The organism is Bacteroidota bacterium (assembly GCA_019637975.1).
Lineage (GTDB): Bacteria > Bacteroidota > Ignavibacteria > UBA10030 > UBA6906 > CAADGV01.
Window position 1 is genome coordinate 78,362 of record JAHBUR010000017.1, and the last position, 12,559, is coordinate 90,920.

Consider the following 12,559-nt stretch of genomic DNA (forward strand, 5'->3'; position numbering starts at 1 on the left):
CAGGAGTTCTGCCCCGGGAATGATGCACCGATGCCCCTCGCATCTCTCCATGCATCGCAACATTCACTTCACAAGATTCAGCCCCTGTAGTGCCAGCGTATCTCCGGGACTGAGCATTAACGCGTTGGTGAGAAGCATGCGCGCCTTTTGCCTGTCGCCCAAGTAGTAGTATGTCCATCCAAGAGAAAGGTTCGGTTCATACTCGGCGGGATAGCCGGTGTGGACTTTTTCGAGATGGCGTCTTGCCTCGTCATACTCCCCGTTGTTCAGAAGAATCTGTCCGAGTCGAAGATTGGCAGTGAAGTGCATCGGGTCGAGTTTCAGGATGGCCCGATACGTTGCCTGCACGTTCTCCCAATCATTCAACGCCGAGAGGGGTAGCGTACGGCCGAGCAGCGCTTCGATGCTTTTGTTGTTGGCAATGGTGTTTGCCTGGGTATAGTATTTGTTAGACTCCTCGTAATTCATCAACGAATAGTACAACCAACCGAGACGGATATTGATGAGATAGTCGTTCTTATTCTCCTTATACACGTCCAGCAAAGATCGAACGGCTTTCTGGTAGTCACCCGTCGTCTCAAATTTCAGCGATTGATGGAAGGCCTCAACCTTTCCTTTGTTCTGGGATAAGACAGCCCCCGCCAGCACCGCAATGATGATGGCGGCCAGCAGCACGCTGAGTAGAGTGAAGTGTTTCATTCTGATGTCTCCTCGTTTGTTATTCCCGTTGCAACAAATGTGCGGCCCCCCGGCGCAGATATCCGGATTTCCTTTATCATTCCTTCTGCATCGATAGTGAGAGTTCCATCAAGCGTTTTTTGGTAGAACGAAAACAGTCCGGTACCTTTCAATCGAATATTGTTGGAGATTGTGAATTCGCGGCTCTCCTCCGATCGTTCCGCAAACCTGAATGAGGCGCTCGCGTTCAGCTGCGGACTGAACACGAGCAAGAACTCGGAAAGATAGCGTACAGCCCCGCCGACAGCCTTCGACACAGGATAGCGATCAGTCCAGACAAGATTCGGCTCGTAGCACAACGGCACCTGCACAGCCATCAAGAAGAAATGATACAACGCCGAGCGCTTGTTTCCCACAAAACCGGTCAGATAGAAAATCTTGCCAACCATTGCGACGGATGCTGTCGCTCCGGCGGAAGATTCTATGAACAGGCTGTTCAGGATATCCACTTTCACTTCCCACTCCTCGTTGAACGCCTCGTCATCAAATGAACAAACGAACGAAAGCTTATCCCCCAACGTGAACTCGAACGTCCTTCTGATTATTTTGTGCAATTCGATATTCCGCACAAGCATATTCTCTTTCGGATGATCAAACGTGTGCAGAACACATCCGTTCTCTGTCTTCTCCAAATAATGGCCGATAGGATGTTCGAATGTTTTGTCCCCCAACTTGTCCGTCATCTGAAATTGGAAATGGAGATGCGGAGTAGGCGAGCGGCCACTGTTGCCGCACATACCGACGGTATCCCCTTTTTTCACCCGCTGCCCAACAACAAGATTGGTTGCATGCGGCTCAAGATGGGAAATTGCTGAAAAGAGATTGTTCCCGTGATCGATGATGACCGTGTTTCCCCAATTCGACTTCAGATTGACCGCGCCGACCTCGTTGTTGGGAACACCATCAACAATACGGACGACTGTACCTTCAAGAGGCGCTACAACGGGAAGCCTGTTGCAGTAGTAGTCACTCAATGCCGCTCCGTTGTTGGCATATTCCTTACCCTCCTCATCCGTCACAACAAAATCCCACGCATGACGCCACTTGTCTTTGTGTGTGATGGATCCATTCTGTCCCTGCGACACGCGCCACTCGCCGAAGAAAGGCAGTTCGGGCACAACTGCTTTGAATCGCTCGAAGCGCGACACACGATTGTGATGGTAGTAGTAGTTCTCTTCCGGTGTGCCCGGCTGGAAATAGAGAAGCACAAGATCACTTTGCTCGCGACGGAATTTGAGACTGTAAATCACTGACAAGACGACAAAGTTAAACGGAAGTACCAGCAAGGGTAATTGATAGCCGGACAGCAGTTTGAGGAAGAAACCCGTCAGAATCACAACAACAAGGGATGAAATAACGGAGAGAAGGAACGATTTCTTCGACGGAAGGATCAGATTTCCGCCAAGCGCAAACGCCGTTAGTATCGAATTGAATCCCGCAAAGATCAGAAACCACTCGTCAGCTTCCTGCATGACGAAGTCTACAAAGAACAGGCTTGAGACAAACCCGACGATGCTCAGCGTAAACATCACTCGCGAAAGAAAAAGAAGGGCAACAGCAAAGACAACCCCCGACAGCATGTCGGATTGAAACACGATCAATCCAAGACTTCTGAAATACGTCTTGACAACCGGTGGCAGCATCGCAAGGAATTCCGGCTCGGTGAATTCGAACGGCTTGCTCTCTATTCCACGCAAGTTGGTCAGGAAGATGATAAACACATACAACGTTAGAACAAACGGGAGACTCAGGCCCGGCAGGTTAAACACCGCAGCAAGATGATGCTCAAGTACAGCAGAGACAAGGAACGTGATAATGATGAAGATGCCGATCAGGACGAGAAAAAACGGCGTCAGCTTGAAGTAGAATACCGCAGCGGCACCGAAGAGAATGCCGTTGAACCCATAGAATCCGCTTCGGATTTTTCCTTCATCAAATTTCAAGACCGCGGCGGTGAGATTTGAAAGGACGACTCCCAACAATGCGACAAGTCCCAGTTCGGGAACAACAAACGTCGCCGCCAGAACTACCCCGCCGAACCACTTCCGGTTGGAAAAGAAGATCTGGGCGTAGCTGTAGAGAATGGAGTCGAGAAGAAGATTCATGATGTCAGCGGGATTTCTTCTCCTTGAGTCGGGCGGGAAGTACTTCTTGCTGCGCAAGATACTCCAGCGTTTCTGCCTTGCGAATCAACTCAACGCTCCCATCTTCCATCACCATAACCACATTCGGCCGCATCGTGATGAACTGCATCCATTGCGTCATGTTGTATGCACCGACGTGGTTCAGTACAAGGCGGTCACCCTGCTTGAGTGTCGGCAGAACTATGCCGTCGCGCAACACATCAATATTCATGCACAACGGGCCGTAGATGACAGCATCCTCGGTATGCACGCTCGGCTGCTGGGCCGGTTGAATCTTGTGCTTGTACCAGAAACTCGTGAACATCAGGTTCACCCCCGCATCGACAATAATTGCCCTGCGCCCGGTTGAGAGTCGCTTGTTTGCAATGACGGTTGTGACGAGGTACCCTGCATTGTCAATGAGTGCCCTCCCCGTCTCAAGAATTAGCGTCGGCAAATCTTCCGGCTTGATGGAAAGCTGGAACAAGCCGGAGGCAATTGCATCGGCGTACTGTTCAAGACTCGGTACAACTTCTTCCGCCGGCAGGTATTGCCCGATCAGGGTATTCTGCGATGCAAAGCCTCCGCCAACGTCAATGTACTCCAGCGTGATGTTGAATTCATCATGCATACTTTTCGCAAGAGTTGCGAGTTTACTGGCGGCAACACGATATGCCTCTGCGCTCATCATATACGTACCGATATGTGTGTGCAGCCCGATGAGTGTTAGTCGCGGATTGGCGACAATACGCTTGATGGCCTGCCATGCCTCGCCGTTCTCGTAATTGAAACCGAACCGGTCCCACAACGGATAGACACCGACGTCCATATTCACGCGAATGGCGATCTTCGCCTTCAGTTTTTCAGTATCCGTAAGCTCGACAATGTGATACAACTCGTCGAAATGATCAATATGAATCATCGCGCCTTCGCGTATTGCCGTACGGAGCACTTCGATGCTTTTTTCCGGTCCGTTGAAGATGATGTGTTCGCCCGGAATACCCAAAGCCCGCGCCTTCCGGTATTCAAATTCGGACACAACTTCCGCCCATGAACCTTCCTGATGAAACACGGAACAAACGGCATCGAGGTAATTCGTTTTGTACGACCACGCAAATTGTACACGGGGATAGCGGTTCTTGAAGACGCGATAGGCATTCCGCTGATTCTGCCTGATGGTTTTCTCCGACAGAACGAAGAGAGGAGAGCCGAATTTTCCGGCGAGATCCTTAATCAACACACCGTCGATATTGTCACGAACGGAAGTTGACGGCCCGCTGCCGAATTTGTTCATGATGCCCGACTGATGCTTCGTCACAACGGGACGTTCGTATGTTCTCTTTTCTGCCATGACTATTTTTCTCCTGCAACCACTAGTTTTTCAAATTCCTTCATGGTGGTGATATAATCCCACGAATAGCGGATGAAAATCGTACCGATCGTATATGCTCTGAATTGCGGCATCTGCTCTCCGCGTGCAAGCTTCACAAGTGCATACGGGAGATTCTGTCCGGCACCTGTAGCGAGATGAACCCACGCCGGAAAGCGTGGATTAATCTCCAACAGAAAATACTCATTAGTTTCTTTAGATTTGATGAACTCCAATTCAAGCCCGCTTTGCCACTTCAACGCTTTGACAATGTCTGCCGCAAGACTGATCAGAGCTTTGTCATCCACCGTTACGCCGGCCCATCCTTTCCCTTTGTCCGTGATGTACAACTTGCGCATCGGGACGGCGCCGATAGATGCACCGCTGCCGTCGCCGAGCGCAACAACGTTGAATTCATCTCCCGTCACATGCTCTTGTATGATGATGGGAAGCCCCCATTTGAGTCGCAGTTTGTCGAATGCTGCATGTGCATCGTTGAAGTTATGGGCGATGTACGCGTCATAGAAAATCCCCTTCACCACCACGGGATAGTTGAATTGATTCGGGATGTTGTGAAGATCCTGCAGCGATGATACAAGAATGTTTTTCGGCACCTTGAATTTGTGTACCGTGCAGAAATCGAACAGCTTGTCCTTTGCGCGCAGGTTTAGTTGGTCAAACGTCGGCAGGAATGTATGAATGCCGAGGCTCCGCAGCCGCTCACTCAGCTTGATAAATCCGTACAACTCCGAATCAAGGGTGGGAACGATGACATCCAACTTTTCCTTGGAGTGGATGTACGCAATCCGCTCAAACAGCGGTTCCAATCCGCTCGACGGATAGGGAATAAGATAGCTTTTGTCGGCAATGTTCTCCATGTAGATTCCCGGGTCGAGCGAATCATACGACAACCCGATAATCCTCCCGGAAAACTCCGGCGCCGAACGCAGGCTCCGTATGACCGGCACGCCGGGTCCGGGATTGTCGGTGGCGTTCAGCCCTGTAACGGCGATGTTCATTTGGTACGTATCAGTTTGAAGGATGAAAGTTGATTGATAAAGTCATCGAAGTCGCGGACAAATGTTGCCCGCTCAACGTCATACAATTCAAGAACCTTCTGCTCGATTGCCTCGCGGGTGTCTCCACCCTGAAGCATCTTGAAGATCTCCTTGCCGATTTCATTCAGCGTAAATGTCTCGCCCGTGGAAGCGAGGAAGAGAAACCCCGAATCGCTTACGGCAAGACTTTCAGGAACGAGATACGTGTTCATGGAATATCGCCTTTCTTGTAGATCATTACATTCCGACAGGACACGGGTGAACCGTATCCCCACAACTGCTTCGTAGGGACACGCTTCCGGCATGTCCTGCAATGCCTTGAGACTTGAACAAAATTTCACCACTTTGTGTCATGCTCGCACGCCTTCGCCAATTTCTTTCCGCCGAAATTCGAAATCAAACAGCCGATCTTCTGAAGGGTCTCGCTGTCGTGTTCATGATTCTTGTGCATCTTGTTGAATTGTTTTCGACGCCGGCAATCTATGAGAGTATTGCGGGTCGCGTCGCGTTGTTTCTCGGTGGACCACCCGCTGCACCTGTTTTTATGGCCGTGATGGGCTACTTTCTTGCCTCATCACGAAAGTCTTTCTTTCAACAGATACGCCGCGGAGTTTTTCTTTTTCTCGGCGGAGTTCTGTTGAACATCGGACTGAATCTCAATCTTCTCTTCTCGATTCGTTCGGGCCGGTTTGATCTCGATCCGCTTGCATACATCTTCGGTGCCGATGTTTTGCCACTCGCCGGATTGAGCGTAATGGCTATTGCCCTTCTTCGAACCATCTTCCGGCAATCATGGATTGCTTATCTCATTCTGGCCTTCGCCGCTGCTGCCCTGACTCCCCTCTTGCATAACATAGAGTCGTCCGATCCGTTTCTCAAGTACATTGTGCCGTTCTTCTGGGGAAAGTCAAGCTGGTCGTACTTCCCTTTGTTTCCATGGCTCGCATACCCGTTGCTCGGATACGCGTACAAAATCGGGAGCGAAAGCTTCACACTACATTCACAAATGACGCCGTTAATTCGTTTGCTGCTTCTTGCCTTCTGTGCTTGCTGCCTTTTGATGTTCTCAAAGAATGCACTCGCGATTTCTGTTGATCTGTCCCGTTACTATCATCATTCGCTTTCATTCACCCTCTGGGTGGCTCTATTCCTCTGCGCCTGGAGTTTGCTCGTTTCATTTTTCGAAGAACACACCGGTAATACTCTGCCCGTCCTTTACATCAAATGGATTGGCCGCAATGTCACCGCTGCGTATGTCTTTCAATGGCTCTTTATTGGTAATCTTGCTACCGAACTCTATCGCACACAAACTGTGATTCAGACTCTGATCTGGTTTTTCGTTGTTCTCGCTGCAACAAGTTGTTGCATTCCTATCTGGCAAAGGCTCAAACCCAAACTGGCTACTTTATTAGCGTCATCCGTTTCGTTTCAGTGAATCCGCCTGCAGAGAGCCGTGCATAGTACACGCCGCTTGGCATTCCTGATGCATCCCAACGGATGGAATATCTTCCCGGCTGCAATGTTTCGTTTACCAGTTCGGCAACCTCCCTTCCTAACATATCATACATCTTCAATACCGCATGGCCGACCTCCGGTATCCGGAACCAGATCTGTGTCGAGGGATTGAATGGATTGGGAAAATTTTGCTCAAGCATGAATCCCAAAACCTGTTGATCAACCAAACGAACATTCGCCGGAGCCATCTCAATCACTGTGAGAATAGGCTTGTCCCGTGCAAAACTCGCCGAAGCGATTGCCATATCAGGCCGCCCGTCATTGTCGAAATCTCCCACTGCGACCTTTGACGGTCTGAACCATCCCTGATCGGAACCCGGGGTGATGTTATCGGTGGTATCGTCCTGGTAGACTGTTGTCCTGTGATAGTTTTGCGGGTCGGTAATTGAACCCCCGGCATATTTCCATTGAAACACTGCCTCATGGTAGCTTCCGGCAAGATACAACTCGGGCACCCCATTCAAATCAATGTCGCCTCTTGAAACGCCGGCAATCCCACGGTACGGATCGTAGGCATGAAGCAGAATGATATCGTTGCCCGTCATCTGCCCGACATCGCCCGGGTTGGTTACGACGTACACACGCCCATTCGCTGTCGCGATGTAGAGTTCGCAGGTTGCATTGTTGTCGTAATTTGCCTCTGCAAAGCCCATATTGGAGAGATCAATGGTAAGATCATTGTGATAAACGTTGGCGACGCGTGCAAACGAGTCGGGGGAGCCGGTATGTTCATAGAAGGCTAAGTGCAACGGCTCCCAGCCGGCGGCAACAATCTCTTTTCGTCCATCACGGTCAAGGTCGGTTGCTTCAAGCGCGTAGCCGACGTAGGCGAATGTTGTTGAGTCTTGAAACTCAATGTTCCAGACGGGATTTTGGAAGGTCGACCCGGGGGCAAGAGAGAATACCATGAAACGGCTTTTCGGAGTAGAATAGCGTTCCTGAATTGCAACAGCCACTTCCTCTCGACCATCGTTATCGAAATCACCGGCGATGATGGCAGTTCCTTCATCAAATGCGGCGGGAAGGTTGAGATTCCACGTCGCGGTCGGCAGAGCCGGAAAGCCGTTGTCCATTCCATTCCATTCAAACACATAGAAGCCGTGGTACGTCGAATCGTACGGATCGATCAGACAGAGAATCTCCTTCCAACCGTCACCATCAAGGTCGGCGACGGCAACGGCGCTGTAGTCGTTGGAATACGGATAGAACGAATAGCTCCACACGTTTTGATAGTTGTTGTTGCTCGCGTACTCGTACAGATAGACAGCATTATGATACACACCGCTCCATGCCGTTGAGAGCAAAAATTCCTTCTTGCCGTCATTGTCCAGGTCAAGCTCGGATTTCATCATGGACCATGCGATGCTGCTCGGATGCAGGCCGCCGGAGTCCCATGGAACGGTTCTCCATACGGGCGCAAATGACGACTGGGCATATGATTGCATTACCAGACCGGCACCTCCACCAAGTATTGCCAGCGTCAAAACGAAATATCTCATTGATAACATGTTTTTTTTATCCCTAAATCAAGAACTGCTGTCAGAATACGAGGCGCAAACCCAATGAGCCATACGTCGCCGAGTATTCGTCATGCCCGTTATACTCGAACGAAGGAATGACATAGAATCCTCCGACGATGTTTACAACAGCCTTTGCCTGTACAAGTCTCGTTTGCACAACACGCTGGTTGTAGAGAACGAGCGTTTCGTCGTCAAGGTAGAACGCGCGCCGCCCTATGCCGCCGGACACCACAAAGTGGTACCTGCCACCAAACGGAATACTGACGGTTTGATGCAACCAGAACAGCGAAGGAGTCCACGATGCATTACTTGCGATAGCCGTTGTGGTTGACCAGATTCCGGCAGTAACTTCAAAGGAGAAATATCCACGAACAATGCGGGTGGCAATCTCCCCGCCCGAAAGGGAGAGCGTGAACGATGAACCGGCAACCTGAAACGGCGAGAACCAATAGCTTGCACCGCCCCCCATCCAATGAAAATTTGTACGTTCGGAAAATAATTGTATCTCCCCTTCATCCAGGTACGCGTAGTGACCCGCAAGTGTGATCCGAGGCGGCAGGAATTTCGATGCACGCGCTGCGACGAGATGTTGGGTGTAGTACTTACCGCCTGCGTCATCACGCTCGAGCCAGAGGGTACCGTAGCCTATCGTGTAATAGTCCACCCAGGCATTGGAGAGGGTGGCGAAGCCGCTGAGGGAGCGCGACTTGGTGCCGGTAGAATAACTTCCCAGTGTGCCAAATGTCGAAACCATAACATGCAAGGGGGAGGGCAAAGGAATAATTCCTCCGTCGTTCGCGTCGGTCGAACTATCGCGAATACCACCACTCGCCGCAACAACAAATCCCAACAATCCCGAAACAAATGTCATACTAACTCCATCGGTTCTTACAAGAACGAATTACCGCCTCAGCGGGCATCCCAACACCGGATTGTTTCATGAATTACCTCAACGCATTAGATGTATCGTTGCGAGGTTTGGAGGCGGGAAGTCCAAAGACTTGGCTTCTTTTCTGTCAAAGAGGTCAGGTTCGTCCGCGCCGTCACAAGGGGAGAACGCAAACTACGAGGATTAGACTCAAACTGACTGTAGAGAGTTTAATCATATTCTATGCGAAATGGAAGGATGGGGCAATGCGCAAGTAGTCGCCTTGGATTTCCGATCCGGCATTATGGCACGTACAATCCCGCCGAACTTCCCACCCACGCCATGTTCTTGTTGTGATCAACGCCCATCATTTTGCCTCGGCCCATGCGAACGAGATTGGCAACCGGCGTCAGTTCCCCCCCTTCCGGCCAGATGAACATGATGCGGACTTCGGCTTTTGTTCCGCCGTGCGGCGTTTGAATGAACGCGCCGTATTCGACTCTTTCCTGAAGAACATAGTCACCCCGATGCCGGTCGGGTACGGCATCGATGTCGGCTTGTTCAGGTGAAATGATGACGCCGCTTCCGGCAAATGAAAACAACGGTTTCAGCACCCAATTCTGCAAGTCGTCGGGCACGGACTTGAGTTGGTCGAGAAAGATCGTCTTGGGAACGGTGGGATGATGAAGAAATGGAAGAGAGAACTTGCTGATCAGATAGAACCAATTCGGATGCCCCGCCCATTCAACATCCAGCTCGTCTCTGAAGCTGAACGGAAGTTGCGCTTCTGATTTGATCAACTCATCAACGATGGCGCGGTTGTAGATACGATGAATGGGAACGAGCGTACCATCCCGCCAGTACAACAATTGCCTCCCCTGTTTAACAACATCACGAATGTTCACTGTTTGCGTACCGCACAATCTGTCGGTGAGAACGAAATCGGGACGCGTCTTCTGACGTACAGGGTCGAGCTCCAGCAACACAACATTGTCCGGATCATGGTTTCCGAGAACAGCATTCCGGAACAGCAACGTGTATGCTTCAAAGTCAAGATTCCCCAACAAATAACGGCACTCACGAGGCAATTCAAACACTTCTTTGAACAACATCGACTGCAAAGGCTGGAATGCAAAGAGAGTCGGAAATCCCTGCAGTTCAATCAAACGTGGCGCAAAGGAACCATCCGGCAGTTGCACGATCCCGAAATCAACAGCAACAAAGACGGGTTGAGGAGTCTGATTCGGGACATGGTATTCATGCGGAATCGTCTCTGCTGCGCGCCGGAGATACTCTGCATTGTTCATCAACTGCATGATAATCTCGTGCCCGGCTTGCGACATTGTTGCCATGAGTTGAGAAGGGATGAAGAACGGCGTCTCAGATACTCTGAACTCCACTTGAACACCGCATGTTGCATCGAGCCGCCTTAAGAAGAGGCGGTACTTTTCATCAGTGAAGTTCTTGTTATAGTATTCGCGGAGATGAGGAACCATCGAGTTGGCGTTTCATTCTTGGGGGATGACATAAAATTCTGCACGTGCAAAGGCAGAGTGGAAACCATCAAATAAGAAACTCGCCCCGTTCCATCACCTGAAGGTCGTCGATCCAAATATCGAACCTCGTCCCGACAACATCAATATGGGTGGATGATGTCCAGTCTGCGCCCGTATGTTCGGAGTAGGGATGGCCGAAAGCAATATGAATCCCTGGAATTTTCTCGTCCTGCAGTATGTGTCCGATAACGTGCTTGAGTTGGATGTTGGTGCCGATGGCAAACTCGCCGACCCGATCGCTGTTCTTATCGGTATGGCAGTAATCCCAGAATTCACGCTCCAGTTCTTTGTTGTCACAGTGAGCAGATACCATCCGGCTATCTGTGATCTCGACTGTCACGGGAGTACCCTGCAAGTCGCCATATTTCGCGCAAAGATAGTCGCCCACCACCCCATCCACAATGAAGGTTCCGTTGACGTTTGCGGGAGAGGTAAAAATCTCCCCGCCGGGCAGATTGCCCCACTTGTCCGGACTGATAATGCCGCTGGTTTTGAGCCATTTCAGTTTCGGGCTGAGTTCAGCCGTTATGTGTGTTCCGAGCGAAGTCTTGCAGACAACTTTCTTTGCAACGCGGGCGAGATTCCAGACACGCGTGCTGATTTCGTCCACCTTGTTGAAATCGGCACGCATGCCTTCTTTCATAATCTGATGATTCACATTGATCATGTGCCCGTGGCGGAGACGATGCTCGGTGACGACTTTCGTCATTTGCATGCGAGTGCGCAGTTCGCCTGTCTGCCCCCACGCCGCATAGACGCTCACTTGACTGGTGGCGAGATCATCAAGAATCGGCTGCGGCATGTCAACGTGCGGTCGGGGGGAGAAGTCTTCCAGCAGAAATTTGTTGCAGCGCGCCCCCACTTTCTGCGCCTCGTTGCAGATGGCCGCGGCAATGTCATGCGTGCGTTCATCCGTAATGATCGTGACCTTCTCATGCGGCTTGATGCGCAAACACACGTTTACCGCGTTGTACGCGCCTTCCATCAGTTCTTCATCGACCATAACATCATCAATCACAACACTCATCAGTCTCCTGTCTATCACGCTTCGGCGGGCATACCCAGCCCGACACGGGTTTCTTCAATAATGTAATCAACGACCGCTTTCAGATCCTGTGTTTGCTCCCACACTCGCAACTGCCGCTCGGCACCTGTACCCATTTCCAGAATCCTGTGAACGTAGTTGATTTCTTCCCGGCTCTGCAATTCATCAACAACATCATCCACGAACTGCAACAGTTCATAAATCAGATCAACAGCCGGAAGTTCGGTTTGCCTTCCGAAGTCGATCAATTTCCCGCGGATGCCGTACCGGCTTGCACGCCACTTGTTCTCCATAATCAACGCGCGGCGGTACAGGCGAAATCCCATGTTTGATGAATAGAGATTGTACAGTTTCACAATGACGGCTTGCATCAACGCCGCAAGCGCCACCGTTTCTTCAGCCCGCATCGGGATATCGCAAATGCGGAACTCGAGCGTTCCGAAAAAGGGATGGGGACGGATATCCCACCATATTTTTTTCGCGTTATCGATACAATTTGTTTTTATCAGAAGATTGACGAAGCTCTCATATTCTCCGTAACTCTGAAAGTAATCGGGAATGTTTGTGCGCGGAAACTTGTCAAACACTTTGCAACGGTACGACATAAGCCCCGTATTGCGCCCCATCCAGAAGGGCGAGTTGACGGAAAGCGAAAGAATATGCGGAAGAAAGTAGCGGGCCGCGTTCATCAGATGAATCGCCGCCTCCTTATCTTCAATGCCGATATGAACATGCAAACCGAAAATAAGATTTGCGCGGGCAACCTG

General features: G+C 50.7%; 11 protein-coding genes. 1 reads left to right on the forward strand and 10 read right to left on the reverse strand.

Annotated features, from left to right (window positions below):
• Positions 1-63 precede the first annotated feature (63 nt).
• From KF749_11005 to KF749_11025, 5 genes are read right to left on the reverse strand one after another with little or no spacing between them, the layout of a single operon-like run.
• A complete protein-coding gene (locus KF749_11005; GenBank protein MBX2991681.1) occupies positions 64-699 on the reverse strand; it encodes a tetratricopeptide repeat protein in 636 nt (211 codons plus the stop codon).
• Positions 696-2,843, reverse strand: coding sequence for an urea transporter (locus KF749_11010; GenBank protein MBX2991682.1), 2,148 nt, complete (start codon positions 2,841-2,843; stop codon positions 696-698). Before KF749_11010 ends, KF749_11005 begins: the two co-directional genes overlap by 4 nt.
• 4 nt (positions 2,844-2,847) lie before the next feature.
• Complete coding sequence (locus KF749_11015) at positions 2,848-4,212, reverse strand: alanine racemase (protein MBX2991683.1); 1,365 nt, start codon at positions 4,210-4,212, stop codon at positions 2,848-2,850.
• Positions 4,213-4,214: 2 nt separating this feature from the next.
• Complete coding sequence (locus KF749_11020) at positions 4,215-5,273, reverse strand: ATP-grasp domain-containing protein (protein ID MBX2991684.1); 1,059 nt, start codon at positions 5,271-5,273, stop codon at positions 4,215-4,217.
• Positions 5,246-5,500 carry a PqqD family protein gene (locus KF749_11025; GenBank protein ID MBX2991685.1) on the reverse strand — a complete coding sequence of 85 codons (255 nt, stop codon included), beginning with the start codon at positions 5,498-5,500 and terminating at the stop codon, positions 5,246-5,248. Before KF749_11025 ends, KF749_11020 begins: the two co-directional genes overlap by 28 nt.
• Before the next feature lie 140 nt (positions 5,501-5,640).
• Between KF749_11025 and KF749_11030 the strand changes: the two genes are divergently transcribed.
• A complete protein-coding gene (locus KF749_11030) occupies positions 5,641-6,723 on the forward strand; it encodes a DUF1624 domain-containing protein (GenBank protein MBX2991686.1) in 1,083 nt (360 codons plus the stop codon).
• Here the strand turns inward: KF749_11030 and KF749_11035 are convergent.
• The 5 genes from KF749_11035 to KF749_11055 all read right to left on the reverse strand — a co-directional run.
• Entirely contained in the window at positions 6,689-8,302 is a 1,614-nt protein-coding gene (locus KF749_11035) for a T9SS type A sorting domain-containing protein (protein MBX2991687.1), read from the reverse strand. The two genes, KF749_11030 and KF749_11035, sit on opposite strands and share 35 nt — an antisense overlap.
• Positions 8,303-8,342: 40 nt before the next feature.
• A complete protein-coding gene (locus KF749_11040) occupies positions 8,343-9,194 on the reverse strand; it encodes a hypothetical protein (protein MBX2991688.1) in 852 nt (283 codons plus the stop codon).
• A gap of 299 nt (positions 9,195-9,493) precedes the next feature.
• Positions 9,494-10,687, reverse strand: coding sequence for a hypothetical protein (locus KF749_11045; protein ID MBX2991689.1), 1,194 nt, complete (start codon positions 10,685-10,687; stop codon positions 9,494-9,496).
• Between the two features lie 67 nt (positions 10,688-10,754).
• Positions 10,755-11,774 carry an aminopeptidase gene (locus tag KF749_11050; protein MBX2991690.1) on the reverse strand — a complete coding sequence of 340 codons (1,020 nt, stop codon included), beginning with the start codon at positions 11,772-11,774 and terminating at the stop codon, positions 10,755-10,757.
• A gap of 14 nt (positions 11,775-11,788) precedes the next feature.
• The coding region (locus KF749_11055) for a carboxylate-amine ligase (protein ID MBX2991691.1) at positions 11,789-12,559 on the reverse strand (771 nt) is incomplete at its 5' end.